The 17,947-nt window shown below is 49.9% G+C and carries 19 protein-coding genes; 12 read left to right on the top strand and 7 right to left on the bottom strand.

Annotation, left to right across the window (positions count from 1 at the left end; translation table 11 throughout):
• The first annotated feature begins 5 nt into the window (after positions 1 to 5).
• Positions 6 to 2,531 (top strand): S9 family peptidase, encoded by a 2,526-nt coding sequence (locus HQ49_RS09145; RefSeq protein WP_039419636.1) that lies wholly within the window; start codon positions 6 to 8, stop codon positions 2,529 to 2,531.
• Positions 2,532 to 2,673: 142 nt separating this feature from the next.
• On the opposite strand, the gene HQ49_RS09150 is transcribed toward HQ49_RS09145, so the two are convergent.
• Both HQ49_RS09150 and HQ49_RS12815 read right to left on the bottom strand, forming a co-directional pair.
• Positions 2,674 to 3,555, bottom strand: coding sequence for a fructose bisphosphate aldolase (locus HQ49_RS09150; RefSeq protein WP_018965473.1), 882 nt, complete (start codon positions 3,553 to 3,555; stop codon positions 2,674 to 2,676).
• A 196-nt stretch (positions 3,556 to 3,751) separates the two neighbouring features.
• A complete protein-coding gene (locus tag HQ49_RS12815; RefSeq protein ID WP_235317797.1) occupies positions 3,752 to 3,952 on the bottom strand; it encodes a DUF1661 domain-containing protein in 201 nt (66 codons plus the stop codon).
• On the opposite strand from HQ49_RS12815, the gene HQ49_RS12820 reads away from it, so the two are divergent.
• Positions 3,921 to 4,004 (top strand): DUF1661 domain-containing protein, encoded by an 84-nt coding sequence (locus HQ49_RS12820; RefSeq protein ID WP_394331912.1) that lies wholly within the window; start codon positions 3,921 to 3,923, stop codon positions 4,002 to 4,004. The genes HQ49_RS12815 and HQ49_RS12820 overlap by 32 nt on opposite strands.
• Positions 4,005 to 4,207: 203 nt before the next feature.
• Here HQ49_RS12820 and HQ49_RS09155 read toward each other — a convergent pair whose 3' ends face one another.
• Complete coding sequence (locus HQ49_RS09155) at positions 4,208 to 5,239, bottom strand: porin family protein (protein ID WP_018965475.1); 1,032 nt, start codon at positions 5,237 to 5,239, stop codon at positions 4,208 to 4,210.
• Between the two features lie 271 nt (positions 5,240 to 5,510).
• Here HQ49_RS09155 and rpsO point away from each other — a divergent pair, with 271 nt between their 5' ends.
• The 5 genes from rpsO to secDF all read left to right on the top strand — a co-directional run bounded on the left by rpsO (position 5,511) and on the right by secDF (position 11,210).
• Positions 5,511 to 5,780 carry a 30S ribosomal protein S15 gene (gene rpsO, locus HQ49_RS09160; protein ID WP_004584741.1) on the top strand — a complete coding sequence of 90 codons (270 nt, stop codon included), beginning with the start codon at positions 5,511 to 5,513 and terminating at the stop codon, positions 5,778 to 5,780.
• 115 nt (positions 5,781 to 5,895) lie between these two features.
• Entirely contained in the window at positions 5,896 to 6,843 is a 948-nt protein-coding gene (locus tag HQ49_RS09165; protein ID WP_039419637.1) for a metal ABC transporter solute-binding protein, Zn/Mn family, read from the top strand.
• Positions 6,833 to 7,462: a metal ABC transporter ATP-binding protein gene (locus HQ49_RS09170; protein ID WP_018965477.1), complete on the top strand. Its 630-nt coding sequence runs from the start codon at positions 6,833 to 6,835 to the stop codon at positions 7,460 to 7,462. Before HQ49_RS09165 ends, HQ49_RS09170 begins: the two co-directional genes overlap by 11 nt.
• Complete coding sequence (locus HQ49_RS09175) at positions 7,410 to 7,964, top strand: GNAT family N-acetyltransferase (RefSeq protein ID WP_230587171.1); 555 nt, start codon at positions 7,410 to 7,412, stop codon at positions 7,962 to 7,964. The genes HQ49_RS09170 and HQ49_RS09175 overlap by 53 nt, the downstream gene beginning before the upstream one ends.
• A gap of 300 nt (positions 7,965 to 8,264) precedes the next feature.
• Entirely contained in the window at positions 8,265 to 11,210 is a 2,946-nt protein-coding gene (gene secDF, locus HQ49_RS09180; RefSeq protein WP_039419638.1) for a protein translocase subunit SecDF, read from the top strand.
• Positions 11,211 to 11,344: 134 nt separating this feature from the next.
• On the opposite strand, the gene rnc is transcribed toward secDF, so the two are convergent.
• From rnc to HQ49_RS09195, 3 genes are read right to left on the bottom strand one after another with little or no spacing between them, the layout of a single operon-like run.
• The gene (gene rnc, locus HQ49_RS09185; RefSeq protein WP_230587852.1) at positions 11,345 to 12,121 is read right to left on the bottom strand and encodes a ribonuclease III; all 777 of its coding nucleotides are present in this window, start codon (positions 12,119 to 12,121) and stop codon (positions 11,345 to 11,347) included.
• A gap of 20 nt (positions 12,122 to 12,141) precedes the next feature.
• On the bottom strand, positions 12,142 to 13,398 hold the full coding sequence (gene fabF, locus HQ49_RS09190) for a beta-ketoacyl-ACP synthase II (protein ID WP_018965481.1): 1,257 nt from the start codon (positions 13,396 to 13,398) through the stop codon (positions 12,142 to 12,144).
• 10 nt (positions 13,399 to 13,408) lie between these two features.
• Positions 13,409 to 13,645, bottom strand: coding sequence for an acyl carrier protein (locus HQ49_RS09195; RefSeq protein WP_004584733.1), 237 nt, complete (start codon positions 13,643 to 13,645; stop codon positions 13,409 to 13,411).
• A gap of 169 nt (positions 13,646 to 13,814) precedes the next feature.
• Here HQ49_RS09195 and purN point away from each other — a divergent pair, with 169 nt between their 5' ends.
• The 4 genes from purN to HQ49_RS10940 are packed head-to-tail and all read left to right on the top strand — an operon-like array spanning position 13,815 to position 17,327.
• Positions 13,815 to 14,396, top strand: coding sequence for a phosphoribosylglycinamide formyltransferase (gene purN / locus HQ49_RS09200; RefSeq protein ID WP_039419639.1), 582 nt, complete (start codon positions 13,815 to 13,817; stop codon positions 14,394 to 14,396).
• Positions 14,393 to 15,433 (top strand): TlpA family protein disulfide reductase, encoded by a 1,041-nt coding sequence (locus tag HQ49_RS09205; RefSeq protein ID WP_039419640.1) that lies wholly within the window; start codon positions 14,393 to 14,395, stop codon positions 15,431 to 15,433. Before purN ends, HQ49_RS09205 begins: the two co-directional genes overlap by 4 nt.
• Before the next feature lie 24 nt (positions 15,434 to 15,457).
• Complete coding sequence (locus HQ49_RS09210; protein ID WP_018965484.1) at positions 15,458 to 16,999, top strand: YifB family Mg chelatase-like AAA ATPase; 1,542 nt, start codon at positions 15,458 to 15,460, stop codon at positions 16,997 to 16,999.
• A 4-nt stretch (positions 17,000 to 17,003) separates the two neighbouring features.
• The gene (locus tag HQ49_RS10940; protein WP_026292278.1) at positions 17,004 to 17,327 is read left to right on the top strand and encodes a hypothetical protein; all 324 of its coding nucleotides are present in this window, start codon (positions 17,004 to 17,006) and stop codon (positions 17,325 to 17,327) included.
• Positions 17,328 to 17,580: 253 nt separating this feature from the next.
• Here the strand turns inward: HQ49_RS10940 and HQ49_RS12825 are convergent, their stop codons facing one another.
• Positions 17,581 to 17,673: a DUF1661 domain-containing protein gene (locus HQ49_RS12825; RefSeq protein WP_230587851.1), complete on the bottom strand. Its 93-nt coding sequence runs from the start codon at positions 17,671 to 17,673 to the stop codon at positions 17,581 to 17,583.
• On the opposite strand from HQ49_RS12825, the gene HQ49_RS12330 reads away from it, so the two are divergent.
• Entirely contained in the window at positions 17,654 to 17,755 is a 102-nt protein-coding gene (locus HQ49_RS12330; RefSeq protein WP_235290115.1) for a DUF1661 domain-containing protein, read from the top strand. The two genes, HQ49_RS12825 and HQ49_RS12330, sit on opposite strands and share 20 nt — an antisense overlap.
• Positions 17,756 to 17,947: the final 192 nt, after the last annotated feature.

The raw sequence follows: 17,947 nt of genomic DNA on the forward strand, positions 1-17,947 counted from the left end.
AAGAGATGAAAAAATCATTACTCATGCTTTTGCTCTCTGCTGCGGCTCTGTCCTCCCTCGAGGCACAGACGATACAGCAGATGAAGGCCGGAGGCCCGTGGCCGGTGCGTACTGCTTTTAAGACGGATACCGTGGGGATGAACGGCTCCAAGTATAATCCTGCCGATTTGCTACGTCAAGTTTACGATGCGACGGATCAAGATCTGCGCAACGTGTCGGCCGACAAGAACGGACGTATCGCCGCAAGAAAAGCCGGATCCAAGGCAGAACGCTCGGAAATGTCGGTCTATACCTTTGCCCTCACGGCAGAACATTTTGCAAAGGGCGATATAGAGGTATTCGGACAGGGGCGAATGTCTCTTTGGTTGGACGACAAGCAGATAGGGATAGCTGACAGTCCGGATCCCAAGGGCGACTCGACGCTGCGTTTCTCTGCATCCCTTTCGCTGGTTCCCGGCACACATCGTTTGCTGCTCAAGAGCCTGCTTCTCGAAGGCGATACCACTGCTACGGATGTGCGCGTAGTCCTAAAACCGAAGGCCGCTCGCGATTCGTCGGCTCTCTATCCCAACTATACGGGTAAGGAGCGACTGAGCCTCAAACACATGATGAGCGGCACATTTCTATCGGGAGGGAGTCTCTCTCCAACGGGCAAGTATGTACTTACTTCTTATCGGGTAAGCAGGGACAATAAGCCTCCTGTAACCTATAATCAACTGCGCGATGCCAAAGGAAATATCTTGCTCAATCTGAACGAAAAAGATGCCCTTGGTTGGATGCCGCACGAAGATATGCTGATGGTGATTCGCAAGGAAGGAAATGCAAAGCGTTTGGTGGCTTTCGATCCAATGGGGAAAGGTGAACGAACCTTGGTGCCCAATCTGCCTGAATCTCAGTTCAGGATGTCGCCCGATGCGCGCTATTATCTTTTCTACAAACAGGAGAAAGGCCCCGGAAAGGATCCCCTCTTTATCCGCCATCTGGATCCGGACGACAGACAGTCGGGCTGGCGGGATCGTTCGCAGATCTACCTGTTGAATGCCGAGAGCGGTGTGTACGGTCCGCTGACATTCGGCTATTCTACCACCTATATATATGATATTGCACCGGATAGTAAGCGTGCTCTGATCGGTACCCTCTCCACGGACTGGACGCGTCGTCCTTTCCGCTTTGCCACTATCATGGAGTACAATATGGAGACGGGCAAGGCTGATACGCTTATCTCTCGTGATCCCTCCATCGATGGAATCCAGTACACCCCCGACGGCAAACATCTGATCGTAATGGGTTCGGCAGATGCTTTCGGCAATATAGGACTGAACCTGAAATCGGGACTGACGCCCAATTCTTACGACAAGCAATTCTTCCTGTTCGATCTCTCCACGCGGAAAGCAACAGCCTTGACCAAGAATTTCGATCCGAGCGTATCGGCAGGAAGATTCGACAGGAAAAACAACTACTATTACTTCAGGGCCGAAAACGGATCGCGCAAGCAGCTCTATCGTCTGAATCTGAAAACCCTTGAGATCAGTCGGATTCAGACAGGAGAGGATGTAGTACAATGGTTCGGTGTAGCAGCTGATAATGGTGCTGTCTGGTACAGCGGCCAGAGTGCCAACAATGCCGACAGACTCTATCGGCTCGATGGAACCAAAGGAAAACTTGTATGGGATCTCTCCGCTGAGAAGCTGGCCAATATCGATTTCACACCGGCACGCGACTGGAACTATACGGCTCCGGACGGCACAGTCGTAGAGGGTTGGTACTACCTGCCTCCGCAATTCGATCCTTCCAAGAAATATCCTATGCTGGTCTATTACTATGGAGGAACCAGCCCGATCAATAGAACACTGGAGGGACACTATTCGCTGGCGATGTATGCTGCTCAAGGCTACGTAGTCTATACGCTCAATCCCAGCGGTACTACCGGCTATGGACAGGAGTATGCAGCTCGTCACGTCAATGCCTGGGGCGATCGGACAGCCGATGAGATCATCGGGGCAACAAAAGAATTTGTCCGCACGCACAGCTTTGTCAATGGTAAGAAGGTCGGTTGCTTCGGAGCCAGTTATGGAGGTTTCATGACACAGTATCTTCAGACGAAGACCGATATTTTCGCGGCGGCAGTCAGCCATGCCGGTATCAGCTCCATCAGCAACTATTGGGGGAGCGGATATTGGGGAATGGGTTACAGCACTGTGGCCAGTACCGATAGCTATCCTTGGAACAATCCGGATCTGTATGCCGGACACAGCCCCCTCTTCAGGGCAGATAAGATCCATACTCCGCTCTTGCTCCTGCACGGCTCTGTGGATACGAATGTGCCTACGGCAGAGAGTGTGAATCTGTACAATGCGCTGAAGATACTCGGACGCGAGGTAGAGTTTATCGAATTTACCGAGCAGGATCATTTCATCCTCGAACCGGAGCGACGCATTCGCTGGACGAACAGTATCTTCGCTTGGTTTGCCCGTTGGCTGCAAGACGATCCCACCTGGTGGAACGAACTCTATCCACCCGTGAATCTCTAAGGCGAAAGCACTGTATCGCCTGATAACGACCGAATAGAACAGGGGCTGTGCTGAGGATAAAACCTCGACACAGCCCCTGCGCTATTCGGGAAAATCCGAAAGAAGCCTTTACACTTCTACGGCTTTCCTCTTTCCAAGCTTTTTACTTGATGGAAGCCTGATAAACGTCTTCGATGGATGCTTCCAATGTAGCGTTGAACTCGGCATCGGTCTGCTGGGCAGAGAGACCCTCGACCAAAGCACGAGAGAACGAAGCGATAACGCCATGGTTGCGGCTGAGCAATTCGTTGGCTTGCTCACGGGAATAACCACCGGAAAGGGCTACTACACGCAGCATCATCGGGTGTTCGATGATTTCCTTGTAGAAGTTGTCCACTGTCGGGATCGTAATCTTGAGCATCACAGGCTCCGTCATCTTGTCGAGCTGTGCCAGCAGTTCTCGTTTGAGGATCTCCTCAGCCTTAGCCTTTTCGGGGCAATGGATGTCTACCTCCGGTTCGAGGATAGGCACTAAGCCATGAGAAAGAATCTCTTTTCCCCATTGGAATTGCTGTTCTACGATGTCGCGAATACCCTGCTCGTTGGCTTGCTTGATCACGCTACGCATCTTGGTGCCGAAAACGTGGTATCCGACAGCTTCGTCACAGAGCTTGCCGAGTTCGGGGAATGGCTTCATCAGCTGTACGCCGTTGGCTTCGTCCTGAAGCCCTTTGTCCACTTTGAGGAAGGGGACGATGTGTCTTTTCTCCCAAAGGAAGTCTGCCGTAGGCACTCCTTCGATCTTCCCGCGCATGGTACGTTCGAAGAGAATTACACCGATGATCTTGCCCGTGGCGAAAGCCGGAGAAGTAATCATGCGAGTACGCATTTGGTGAATGAGGTCGAACATCTCCTCTTCGGACTGATATGCATCGGGTTGGATACCGTATGCCTTCAGTGCTTTAGGGGTAGAACCACCACTCTGATCCAATGCTCCTACAAAGCCGGGAGCCTGACGCATCTGCTGCAATTGTTCTTTGTTCATTGCTTGTTTATTTTAATAAGATTAGCGAAATAGCTTGTGGTTTTTCTTGTTTTCCTCAAAGGTAGAGATTATTTGTGAGAGGGGACGGTTCGCACATGAATAATTGATTCGGAGGAAGGGATCTTGAGGGCTAAAGGTCTGAGGAAAATCAGCCCTCTCGAATATCTACTCATGATTGCTGCTTCGGAGAGGTCTCTTAGCAAGGATAAATGCTTGAAAGGCTGATACTGACAAATGCGATGATCTCACTGATTGAGAACTCGCATTGAAGGATCGGATACACGATATCCCGTACCCGATCAGTTTGCGTGCCAAAATTTTTGCGCTTGTGGTCGCTGAAAACATGGCGCGAAAACTTTTTGCTTTTGGCGTGGGAAGTAAAAAATTCCCGCGCCAAAACGAAAAAATTCCGGTGCCACTTTTGGGAAAAACACAGACCGCAATTTTAGCGTTTTGGGTTCGTGTTTTCGAATGAGTGAGTTACGGGTATTGCTCCAAAGGGGTGATGGCGAATCATTGACACGACGTGTCGTGTCCGTCCTGTCCGAGCGTGTGATTCATGAAGGTCTATAAAGAGGTGACACTGTAAGACGGCAATCGGCTGTGTGCGGCGATTTTTTCCGTACACAGCCGACTGCGGATAGATCCTGATCTACAGGTAAACGTGCAAACCGATAGTGAAGTCGAACCGATTGGCTCCCATCTTTTCTTTTGGTTTGGGTGCTGATATGTTCGTCGTCTTTATGTTATCCGGATGGAAAACGCCACCGACCATCATGATCTCTCCCCCGATGCCTAAATGTTTGTTCAGCTTGTATCCTATGTTGAGTGCCGTATTTGCTCCGACTGTGCTGCCGGAGATGTATCCTTCCCTCTTCGGATCGGAAATATCGGTCAGTGTTTGTTTGAAGCCCAAATAACCTAAGCCGAAACTCATCCCAAGCAACCACCGCTCCGAAAGAGCAGTACTCATGCTGAATAAGGGAGCGATATAGTCTAATCGATTGGCGAATCCGATACCCTGGTATTCGATTTTCTTAGTGATGTCGGCTTCATATCGAGAGGCGATCAGACCGAATCCGTAGAGGTTCCCTTTCGGGTGACATTTATATTGGAGTACGAACGAAAGTCCGTTGCTTAGCTTTTTCTCCAGCTGCTGCTCCGAATAAGACAGCCCTTTTGTCCGATTCGTGATGGTAGAGGGGCCGAAATGGAATGAAAGGTCGTGTACGGGTGCCTTGATCCGAGAGCCGATTTTCCCCCTTTGACCCGAATCGTACAGGAGCGAGTCGGGATAACCTTCTCCCTCGTTCCTCACGACAGAATCTGACAGGAGCATCAGTCCGCCTATCTGATGCATGGAGCTGCCGAAGATAGAGGGTCGTTGGTGATTGATCACGTACAGGATATTGGCACCGCTTTTTCTGGTTTCTTCGCGAGCAATCTGCACGGCCTCCGAGTAGGAGAGACTCCGGGATAGGCCGGATTCGGCGATCCTTACTTTCCCTACCAGCTCAGCCTCCGAAGGGGGACGCTTACCGTTTTCGAGTTCGTAGACCGCAATAGGTGTTCCCTCGGGCAAAGGAGGGTACTGTTTGTTCAGCTCGGTGATGATGCGAGGCGCGCAAGAATGCAAGGAAATTAAGAGTACGATGACCGCACTCAGAGAGAATAACTTTTTCATAAGCTGTATTTTTGTTCAAAGAGTGCACAAAAGTAAATAGAATCTCGGCTTTCTTGGCTTGTTTTTGGGCCCAAAAATGCAAAGAAGGGCGAGTTCACCTTTCCTTGAATGCTTGGCCCAATGTAGATCCGTACGTCCAACGGCATCGTTATAACGAGAGCGAAGAAACAGATTCGCGCTGTGGTATAGGGAATTATATTATCTTTGCGGCCAGATCTACGACCGTAGTAGCGGAAGTAGTTATTGTTTAACACGTTAAAAACGGAAGAAAATGTATTTGGATTCAGCTAAAAAAGCAGAACTCTTCGAGAAGTATGGCAAGTCAGTGAAGGACACGGGTAGCCCCGAAAGTCAAATCGCTTTGTTCACATTTCGCATCGCGCATTTGACTGAGCACTTGCGTCAGAACAAGAAAGACTTTGCCACGGAACGTTCTTTGAAGATGCTGGTAGGTAAGCGTCGTCGTATGCTCGACTACTTGATCAAGGTAGACATCGAGCGTTACCGTGCCATCATCAAGGAACTCGGTATCCGTCGCTAATTCTCGCAGAGTGCCTCAAAGAGCATTTGCCTGAATAAAAAAGTTGCCTACGGGCTGTGTCGAATAAGGGTAAAACCTTAGGGCACAGCCTTTCTTTTTGGTAGATTTGCAATCTATGATCAGGACGATACTTTCACGATATGTATCCTCGAACTTTTGGGGTCGGGGAGCTACTCTTTTTTTGCCGCTTTTTCTCGGTTTTATCTCCGCATGTATTGCCTTGTCGGCTTGTGGAGGGGGTACTGCTTCAGGTTTCGATCGTACGCTGGCTGTGACCATCGAGCCGCAGAAATACTTCATCGAGTCCATTGCGGATAAGTCGGTGCAGGTGGTGGCATTGGTGCCGGCCGGAAGCAATCCGGAGGAATACGACCCTTCGCCTGCCGTGATGAAGCGTTTGTCCGAAGCAGATGCGTACCTCTATATAGGCGGATTGGGGTTTGAGCAGAGAAATCTCTCGGCCATTCGGGACAATAACCCTAAGCTTCCTCTTTTTGAAATGGGCAAAGCCTTGACGGATGCCGGAGGCGCGGATCTCCACGACTCCTGCACAGATCATACACATGCAGATCTGCATGCCCACGATCCGCACTATTGGAGCAGTGTGGTAGGAGCAAAGGCACTCAGTCGTGCAGCATACGATGCACTTGTGGAGCTTTATCCGAACGAGAAAGACAAATGGGACAAAGGGCACGACCGTCTCAACGCACGTATCGACAGCGTGAAGAGGCTCGTCGATACCATGTTTGCCAATGGCAAGGCAGACAAAGCCTTCGTCATATATCACCCATCGCTCAGCTTTTTCGCCCAAGAATTCAGCCTGCGGCAGATCGTCATAGAGGAGGATGGGAAAGAGCCTACGGCTGCCCACCTTCGTAGTGTGATCGATCAGGCACGTGCCGATGGTGTCAGAATCGTATTTATCCAACCCGAATTCGAAACGCGTCAGGCGGAAGACATTGCGCGCGAGATCGGTGCTCGTCCGGTAAGGATCAATCCTCTGCGCAGCTCGTGGGAGGAGGAAATTTTACATATTGCTCGCACTTTGGCTCATGAACGGTAGCTTATTGCTCAGCCTGAAGTCGGCCTCGTTCGGCTATGGACAGAAAAATGTCTTCAGGGACTATTCGCTCGATGTTGTTCGTGGCGAATTTCTCGGTATCGTAGGACGCAATGGTGGGGGCAAGTCCACCCTCGTGAAGGCAATAATCGGGTTGCTGCCACTACGATCAGGGAGTCTTACGTTCTACGACCGGGAGGGGGAGCCTTGTGCGAAGCCTTCGATCGGCTATCTGCCTCAACTCAATCGTATCGATAGGGCTTTCCCCATTCGTGTGGAGGAGGTCATTCGATCGGGTTTGCTCGGAGAGAGCAATCGTGGTTCGCACCAAGAGCTTTTAGTCCGTGCAGCCTCCGATCTTCGGATAAGCGACTTGCTCAAGCGGCCTATTTCGGACTTGAGTGGAGGGCAGCTCCAGCGTGTCCTATTGGCCAGAGCCATTGTGAGCCGTCCCGAACTTCTTGTGCTCGACGAACCCAACAGTTACTTGGACGAATTGGCCGAAGCACTTGTACAACAGACCGTATCCCAAAGACACAAAGAGGGGGCAACCATCTTATTGATTTCACATGATAGAGAATCCATTTGGCAGCAGGCAGACAGGATATTGTCCCTCGACTGATATTTATCTCATCCGTCAGGCTCTTCCGTCCGATTACGACAGCATTCTTGCCCTGTGGGAGGATGCTCGCCGAACCATGCTTGCCTCCGGCAATCCTCAGTGGCAGGGAGCATACCCCGGAGAACCGGAAGCTCGGGAGGATATAGCCCGGAGAGAAGCCTATTTGCTGGAGATAGAGGGCATCCCTTTGGGGGTAATGGCCGTGAACGATCAGATGCCGGCCGAATACGACTCGTTGCCGTGGCAGACCGAAGGGAAAGCCTATACGATACACCGCCTGGGCATTCATTCCTCTCTGCTTCGCAAGGGGTATGCCGCTGCCATGCTTTCCTCTGCCGAGACGATAGCGCGCGAACAAGGGGGCACCTGCATACACATAGATACGTATAGCCCCAATACGGCTGCACAGAGCCTTTTCCGTCGCCTTGGCTACCGGCAGGTTTGCTCTTTCCATATGAAGCAGAAGCCTTTGCCATACATCGCTTTCGAAAAATCGCTCTGAAAGCAGCTGCTCCGACTCTCCCGATCTGATCCTCGGTGTGGAAGAGGTTGTTCGGCTGAGTCATTTGGCGAACAGCCTCTTTTGCTCTACTTGGTTGGTATGACAGGGGAATCCTGTAGGATCCGGTTCACTGCCCGAACTGAGGCAAAGTGACACTGTTTTTGCTGCCGATGATCGGATTCGTCGGCTATTTTCTATATATAAAGTGAGAGATGGTGTAAAAAAAAACGTAACTTTGCGCCCTATGAATATGCTTGTATAGATGAAAAAAATCTAACAATAAAATAAGTAACAGACAAAATGCAAAACAAAGGATTTGTGATTGTTATCACATCGGCTCTGGCCATCATCTGTGCGTTTTACCTGTCATTCTCTTTCGTTACGAACCGTTACGAAAAGAAGGCTAAGGCGATGGGCGATGTTGCCGGAATGGCCTATCTTGATTCCATGTCGAATGAGAAGGTCTGGTTCGGCTACACGCTGAAAGAAGCTCAAGCCCAGCAAATCGGTCTTGGCCTTGACTTAAAGGGGGGTATGAACGTTATCTTGAAACTTAACGCAAGCGATCTGCTTCGCAACCTCTCTAACAAAAGTTTGGATCCCAACTTCAACAAAGCTCTGGAGAATGCTGCCAAGAGCACGGAACAATCCGACTTCATCGATATTTTCGTGAAGGAATATCGCAAGCTCGACCCCAACGGACGCTTGGCCGTTATCTTCGGTTCGGGTGACCTTCGCGACCAGATTACCGCAAAGTCTACGGATGCAGACGTAGTGCATCTGCTCAAAGAAAAATATAACAGTGCTGTAGAGGCTTCGTTCAATGTGCTCCGCGCTCGTATCGATGCCTTTGGTGTGGTTGCTCCCAATCTGCAGCGATTGGAAGGGCAGGGACGTATCCTAGTGGAGCTCCCCGGTGTGAAAGATCCGGAGCGTGTTCGCTCTCTTTTGCAGCGCAGTGCCAATCTGCAGTTCTGGCGTACATACAAATTCGACGAGGTTAGTGGAGACTTGATCGCTGCTAATGCTCGCCTGAGCGAGTTGGCTATGAACAGCACAGACGCTACACCCGAAACGGTGCCTGCAGCTACTGACTCTGTAGCCGCAACTGCAGACTCTGCCGCCGTACAAGCTGTAGCTGATTCTGCTGCAGTAGTGCAAGACGAGGCCAAGGATGCTACTCGTAAAGATGTACTCTTCTCTTTGCTCACGCCCGTGAATCGTGGTGGTGCTGTAGTGGGTGTGGCCCGTCGTGCCAATATGGCTCAGATCTCCGAAATGCTCCAGCAAGCTCACGACTTGAAGGTTACGCGTGAAGACGTACTTTTCCTCTGGGGTGCTAAAGCAATCGAAGATCCCGAAACCAAAAAGGAAACGGACCTCTATGAGCTCTATGCTATTCGCACCAATCGTACGGGAGACCCTGACTTGGGTGGTGAAGTGGTGACTTCTGCCAAGAGTGACATCCAGAATGACTTCGGTCGTTCCGAATCAATCGTTTCGATGACGATGAACGAGGAAGGTGCTCGCAAATGGGCGCGTATCACAAAGGATAACGTAGGCCGCGCTATCGCCATCGTTTTGGATGGAGTGGTTTATTCCGCACCGAATGTGAACGATGAGATCACGGGCGGTCGCTCTCAGATCTCCGGCAACTTTACTGTGGAGGAAGCGGGCGACCTTGCCAACGTACTCAACTCCGGTAAAATGGATGCTACTGTAAGTATCGAGCAGGAAAACGTGATTGGTCCTACGCTCGGTGCTGAGTCCATCAAAGCCGGATTCTTGTCATTCCTCCTTGCTTTGGTCATTCTGATGTGCTACATGTGTCTTGCTTACGGTTTCTTGCCGGGCCTCATTGCTGATGGTGCATTGATCGTAAACAGCTTCTTTACATTGGGGGTATTGGCATCTTTCCATGCCGTGCTTACTCTCTCCGGTATTGCCGGTTTGGTGCTGACGCTTGGTATGGCTGTGGATGCTAACGTGCTTATCTTTGAACGTATCAAGGAAGAACTTCGTGCCGGTAAGACTCCGATTCGTGCCGTTACGGATGGTTATGGCAACGCTTTCTCTGCCATCTTCGACTCGAACGTTACGACTATCATTACCGGTATCATCCTATTCCTCTATGGAACGGGTCCGATTCGTGGTTTTGCCACTACATTGATTATCGGTCTTATCGCTTCTTTTATCACGGCTGTCTTCCTGACTCGTATCGTTTTCGAGAGACTGGCGAAAAAAGGTCGTTTGGATAAGGTTACATTTACGACAAGTCTTACTCGCAACGTTCTTGTCAATCCGACATACAACATCCTGGGCAAGCGTAAGGTGGGCTTTATCATCCCGATGGTTATCATCGCATTGGGTCTTGTGGCTTCCTTTACGATCGGTCTCAACAGGGGTATCGAATTCTCGGGAGGTCGTAACTATGTAGTTAAATTCGATCAGCCTGTTTCTTCCGAGGCTGTCCGTTCCGCCTTGTCTTCTCCATTGCAAGAGAAAGTCTTGGTTACATCGATTGGTACAGATGGAACAGAGGTGCGTATATCTACGAACTATAAGATTCAGGAAGAAAGCGAAGAGATAGAAGTTGAGATTACAGACAAACTGTATCAGGGTCTGAAAGGCTTCTATGCACAAGAGCCTGCGGCCGATCAGTTCTTGGACAACATCGTTAGCTCTCAAAAGGTAAGCCCCAGCATGTCGAGCGACATCACGAGAGGTGCTATCTGGGCTGTGTTGTTGTCAATGATCTTCATGGCAATTTATATTCTGATTCGATTCCGTGATATTTCATTCTCTGCCGGGGTATTCGTTTCTGTAGCTTCTACTACATTCTCGATTATCGCTCTGTATGCGTTGCTGTGGAAGATTCTTCCTTTCACGATGGAGATTGATCAGAACTTTATCGCTGCCATCTTGGCTATCATCGGTTACTCGCTCAATGACACCGTGGTTGTCTTTGACCGTATTCGTGAAACGATGAAGTTGTATCCTAACAGAGATCGCTACCAAGTAATCAACGATGCTCTTAACTCAACATTGGCTCGAACGCTGAATACCTCTTTGACCACCTTCATCGTGATGTTGGTTATCTTCATCTTCGGAGGTGCTACGATGCGTAGCTTCACGTTCTCGATCCTTCTCGGTATCGTTATCGGTACATACTCTACGCTCTTTGTTGCTACACCGCTTGCCTACGAAATTCAAAAGCGCAAGCTCAACAAAGCAGCTAAGAAATAATAATTCGATCGCTTCGCTTACTTCTAAAGCAACAACCCCAACGACACGAAATGGTGTGTCGTTGGGGTTGCTTCTTTTTCTGAAAATGCAATAAGAAACTGCTGCACAAGCTATTGTGTACAGGGTTTGTGTCTTTATTCCGACTCTGAAGATGATGAGAATTTCTTTTTCTGTCGGTAATCGCGTGCACGCTTCAACTTTTCCAGAGCATCGTGTGCCGCATTCTGATGAGCTTCTTTTTTATTCATGCCGATTCCGCTACCGATACGATGGTCATCCACAAACACAGCGTAATTGAAATTTCCGTGAGCACGCTTAGGTTCGGAAATGAGACGAAACTCCAGATTCAAGTGGTGTTTCTGTGCCCATTCAAGTAGAAGGGATTTGTAATTCGTAGTAGTGTCCGTCAGGCTGTCTTCCAATTCATGAAAGACGGGAATGAAGCGTGTAAGGACAAACTTTTCCGCTGCTTGGTATCCTTTGTCCATATATATTGCTCCGATAAGGGCTTCCAGTGTATTGCCCATAATATCAGGACTCATCTGAGATATTTCGCCGCGAACGATCAGGAATCGGTCCAGTCTGAGCTTTTGCGCCACGATGTTGTTGATCTGTCTTTTTACAATCGCGCTGCGCCGCTGACTCATATCTCCTTCATTCCAATGAGGATGTTGGCGATACAGATAACCACTGATCGCAGTGGCAAGAACCGAGTCGCCGAGAAACTCCAGACGTTCGTTGTTCAGCCTGTGTCCCTCGTCATCTATCAAACTACATGAGCTATGCCGAAAAGCCAGCTCATATAAAGGAATCTGCCTTGGTTTGAAACCAAGAGTATCCGAAAGCAAAACAAAAGACCCCCTCGGCTTTCGCCAAGGGAGTCTTGATAAGTATGTACTCAAAGACAACATTGCAGTTATCTATCAATCTATTATTTCTCGAACTTCTTGAATACAACGCTGGCATTGTGTCCTCCGAATCCGAACGTATTGGATAGGGCTACACGTACCTGACGCTTTTGTGCTTCGTTGAAAGTAAAGTTCAGGCTATAATCGATTTCCGGATCTTGATCGTCGTCCTGATGGTTGATAGTAGGCGGAACGATATCTTCGTGTACGGATTTCACGCATACCATAGCCTCTACGGCACCGGCAGCTCCAAGAAGGTGTCCCGTCATACTCTTTGTAGAGCTGATGTTCAGCTTATAAGCATGCTCTCCGAAGACATCTTTGATAGCTTTCGCTTCTGAAATGTCTCCGACAGGAGTAGAGGTACCGTGCACATTGACGTAGTCAACATCCTCCGGCTTCAGGCCTGCGTCTTCGATGGCGTTTGTCATAACCAGCTTGGCTCCCAACCCGTCAGGATGACTTGCCGTCAGGTGATATGCATCGGCTGAAAGACCTGTTCCCACCAATTCGGCGTAGATACGGGCACCACGCTTAAGAGCATGCTCCAGCTCCTCGAGAACCATACATGCAGCTCCTTCGCCCATAACGAATCCGTCGCGGCTGGCGCTGAAGGGACGACTGGCCTCTTGCGGAGCATCGTTGCGCGTGGAGAGAGCGTTCATAGCATTGAAACCTCCCACTCCGGCAGCGCAAATCGACGCCTCAGAGCCTCCTGCGATGATTACATTGGCCTTACCTAAGCGGATCAGATGACAAGCATCGATCAGAGCATTGGTAGAAGACGCACATGCCGATGCGATGGAGTAGTTCGGGCCATGGAAGCCGTATTTGATTGAGATCTGGCCTGCTGCAATATCGGAGATCATCTTGGGGATGAAAAACGGATTGAAGCGAGGCCCGTTCTCCGGATTATAGTCGCGCACTTCACTCTCGAAAGTCGTCAGACCACCGATTCCGGCAGAAACGATCACTCCCACACGATTCTTGTCCAATTGGTCCAAATCGAGGCCGGAGTCTTTTACACTCTCATCGGCCGCTACTTGTGCAAGTTGCGCGTAGCGGTCTAACTTACGCACCTCCTTGCGGTCAAAATGTTGCAAAGGATCAAAACCCTTCACTTCGCAGGCGAACTGCGTTTTGAACTTGGAGGCATCAAAGAGCGTGATAGGTCCGGCTCCACTCTTGCCTGCCACTAAGCTTTCCCATGTTTCGGGAGCGGTGTTGCCGAGCGGAGTAATGGCGCCTAACCCTGTTACTACTACTCTTTTCAGTTCCATCGGAGTATTATTACTTCAGGTTTTTTTCGATATAGTCGATGGCGTCGCCGACTGTCTTGATCTCCTGTGCTTGGTCGTCAGGAATAGACATGTTGAATTCCTTTTCGAAATTCATCATCAACTCAACTGTATCAAGAGAGTCTGCTCCAAGGTCGTTTGAGAAACTGGCTTCACGCGTTACTTCAGAAGCTTCTACATTCAATTTGTCAACTACGAGGTCGATTACTTTTTTTTCTACTTCAGACATAGTCTTGTTCTTTAAAATGGTTATTACTAATAATCTTCTTATTTATCTTTGTGTTTCATTCTGCGTCGTTTAGCGGATTCGGTACAGAAAATACTGTGTTATTTCCATTATTGACGCCGTGAAATCTGCACAATCGCACTCTTTGTGTGCAGCAAAAATAGTAAATAAAATGAGAAAAGTAGCGGTTTTAGCCTCCGGCAATGGCTCAAATGCAGAAAATCTGTATCATTTCTTTTCCCAAAGAGGTTTGGCAAGCTTGGCTGTCATCCTTAGTAATCACTCCGATGCGGGAGTAATGGCACGAGCAGAACGGCTGAAAATTCCGGCTTATGCCTTTACTACGAAAGAAATGCACGAAGGAACCAAGCCCATTGCCCTACTGAAAGAGTTGGGAATAGAACTGATCGTTCTGGCCGGCTACATGTGTTATATCACCCCTCCTTACTTGGAGGCTTTCCCCGACAGGATCGTCAATATCCATCCGGCATTGCTGCCCAAGTTCGGTGGAAAGGGAATGTACGGCCATCATGTACACGAAGCCGTACTTGCTGCGGGGGAGAAAGAAAGCGGTATCACCATTCATCTCGTCGATGAACATTATGATCATGGTAGAATCCTCCGTCAGGCTGTCTGTCCGGTTCTTCCGGAAGATACGCCCGATACGCTTGCCGAAAGGATCCATGCTCTGGAATATGCACACTATCCTGAGGCCATAGAGGAATACTTGCTCCGGCTTCCGGCAGAATCATGAAACACTCCTTCCCCATGCGCACTCTATCCGGCATACTATATTATATAGTAATAGGGCTTATTCTGTTCCTCACGCTTTCATGCAGTAGAGAATCCGATGTTTGCCACCTCAAACTTAAGCTGAGCAATCTCAGCAGTGGCGATTCTGTTTTAGTCCTTCGACTGGAAGGAGGAGGCTCCTTTAGCACAGAAGAAATACGAGTCACGCCACCCAAAGCCCGGATCCGACACAAAGTCAAAGGCGATGTTAATCGCATTTTGCTCTATTTCAACGAAGGCAATAATGTGCTTCGGCTTTATCCTGAAAGGGGAGAGGATCTCACAATCACGCTTGATGCCGACCAACCTCTCCTGCCTAAAATAAAAGGAGGAAGCACCCATGCTACACTGAATGAGTTCATGCAAACAGCGGATGATGAGATCCGCAGCTATCAGGATCATCTCCGAACGACCGACTTTCCCTCCAAGGCAGAAGCCTTCGCAGATCTGCGACTCAAAGCCCTCCGCTTCTATCTCTCCCATTCCGATGCCCCCGGTATAAACAGATTGGTGGAGGAATACGATCTCTTCGATGCGGCATTCGTTCGTCGCTCCGGTATTTCGATGCACCGGCTCCCCGCACCTCTTGATTCCGTCCTTAGAAAGAACGAGTCGTATGCAATCGGCCGTTTGGCACCGGACTTCCTTGTCAAGGATATCGATCAGCGATCCTTTACGCTTTCCTGGTACAAGGGGCAAGATGTCCTTTTGCACTTTGCTAATAAGCCGGACTCCGCTACTGTCGCATGCCTGAAAGCCTGGAAAAATAAAACAGGAATGAAAAAGCCGGAAGTCCTGACCCTCGCACTTTTTGCACCGGACTCATCGCTCCGAAAGCTGACCGCAGGATTGGCCATGCCGTTGCGCGTCGTGTCGGACAGTGTCGGGCAGGTATCGACACTTCTTGAACGATACGGCATAGACAGCCTCCCATATACTGTCCATATCGACACTGCCGGATACATCCGCAGCCGCCATGCCGGTCACAGTCTCCCATAGTTCGCACGCACTTTCCCCGTATTTATGTTAGTAAAGACCTTTGCCGCTGCTCTGCACAGCATAGATGCTCTTACCGTTACCGTCGAAGTCAATATCACCCGAGGTTGCTATCTCAGCATGGTAGGACTCCCCGATGCAGCAGTTCGTGAGAGTCTGGATAGAATCCGCTCCACATACGACTGCCTGAATATCGCCTTTCCCCAAAAGAGCATTACGATCAATCTCAGTCCGGCCGATATCAAAAAAGAAGGTACTGCCTACGACCTGCCCCTTGCCATTGCACTCATGGCTGCAGATGGCATTATCGGAGCAGACTCCCTGCCGCGCTATATGATTATGGGCGAGCTTTCGCTGGACGGATCGCTCCGTCCGATCAAAGGAGCCTTGCCCATTGCCATCCAAGCACGGGCCGAAGGATTCGACGGACTGATCCTCCCGGCGGAAAATGCACGTGAAGCAGCCGTCGTGAACAACCTCAATGTCTATGGTGTGAAGCATATAGCAGAGGTGATCAGCCATTTCAACGGAGGCGATCAACTACAGCCCACTATAGTCGATACCCGCAGGGAATTTTTCGACCATCAGCAGCAGGTATCTTTCGACTTCTCGGAGGTGAAGGGACAGGAGAAGGTGAAGCGCGCCCTCGAAGTGGCGGCTGCAGGCGGACACAATCTGATCATGGTGGGGAGTCCCGGCAGTGGGAAATCCATGATGGCTAAGCGAATGCCCGGAATCCTTCCTCCGTTTACACTTGGCGAATCGCTCGAAACGACCAAAATATACTCCGTGGCCGGTAAGTTGGGGGTCAATTCCATGCTCCTGACCCAACGCCCTTTCCGTTCGCCCCACCATTCCATCTCTTCCGCAGCCCTTGTGGGTGGCGGCACTTATCCGCAGCCCGGAGAGATCAGTCTGGCTCACAATGGCGTGCTCTTCTTGGACGAGCTGGCCGAGTTCAACCGCTCCGTTCTCGAGGTGATGCGGCAGCCTTTGGAAGATCGGCGGATCACCGTTTCGAGAGCCAGAATGACCGTGGACTATCCTGCCGGATTCATGCTCGTAGCTGCTATGAATCCCTGTCCTTGTGGCTACTACAACCATCCCACACGCGCTTGCTCCTGTGCACCCGGACAGGTGGAGAAGTATCTCAGCCGCATATCGGGGCCTCTTTTGGACCGGATCGATATACAGGTAGAGATTACACCCGTTCCTTTTGAGAAAATATCCGACAGCCGGCCGGCCGAAAGCAGTGAGAAAATCCGTCAGCGAGTGGTGGCAGCACGCGAAATCCAAAGCAAACGATTCGCCGACTACTCCGGTGTCCATTGCAATGCCCAGATGGACGACAAATTGATGAACCGCTATGCACTGCCCGACGAAAAGGGACTTCAACGATTGAGGACCGCTATGGAACGCTTCGACCTCTCCGCTCGTGCCTATGGCCGTATCTTGAAAGTGGCACGCACCATTGCCGATCTGGCAGGCAGCGAAGATGTGGGTGGCGAACACATAGCAGAAGCCATCGGCTACCGCAATCTCGACCGAGAAAACTGGGGTAAGGCTTGAGACAATGGAAAGCCCACACACACGCCTGCCCTCATTCGCCGCCCATCGCCTGATTATCGGCGAAACGAGCTACCCTTACCCTTTTCTCCGGTTTGATGCTGCATCCGGATGCTGGGAGTTAAGTTCTTTTTCTCATGAATCCGAGGCCGTTGTTTTTCTGTCGGGGAGTCTTCTGCTCTGTCCGGCTGATCTGTCGCCTCACCTCCCTGCTGATACACAAAGTATCACACTTCCTGAAATGCAAAGTCGGCTCCACTTGCTACAGACCGCTCCCGTGCATCTCTACCACTTTCCTACAGCCTCCTCTCCTGCCCATCTCCTGCGTTAGTGGATCGAACGAGGAGGGACAAGTGTACCCTTTCTCCTAATTTTCCCGTCTATAGTCGGCCAAGAGTAGTTTCACAGTAATGAAACTCTCATCGACTGACGTTTGCCGGAAAGTTAATCGAAGGAACGGGACTTCACTGTTTGAAGAATATCAAGAAGCGATTGACAGTGTTCGTTGTTGGCCATAATGATGTTGTCGGCAAATAAGATATTCGAGGTGGCATACTTTGGGACAGACTTGACGATGTTACACGTCACAGACCGAAAAAACGCAGAACATCGGTCGAAAAAACGTGGCGCGTAAACTTATTCGTTCCGGTTCGGGAAGTGAAAAATTTACGCGCCACAACGAAAAAAATCTCGCGCCACTTTCTCAGAAATCACGAACCGCAATCGGGATATTTTTCGCTCGTGTTCTCGAAAAGGTAAGTTTGGGATGATTGGAATGGCAACCCCTAAATGACACTGACGTGTACTGAAAAAAGTTGACAGTTGGGCGGGATCGTTCTACAATTGGTTTACTGGTTCTTTCTATAATTCTACTTTAGGTTGACAGCCCTTACCCTTAGGTCTAATTTCGGTTGACACGAGCAAAGTTAGCTTTTTGTCTGACATTCATTC

This window comes from Porphyromonas gulae, assembly GCF_000765945.1.
Classification (GTDB): domain Bacteria; phylum Bacteroidota; class Bacteroidia; order Bacteroidales; family Porphyromonadaceae; genus Porphyromonas; species Porphyromonas gulae.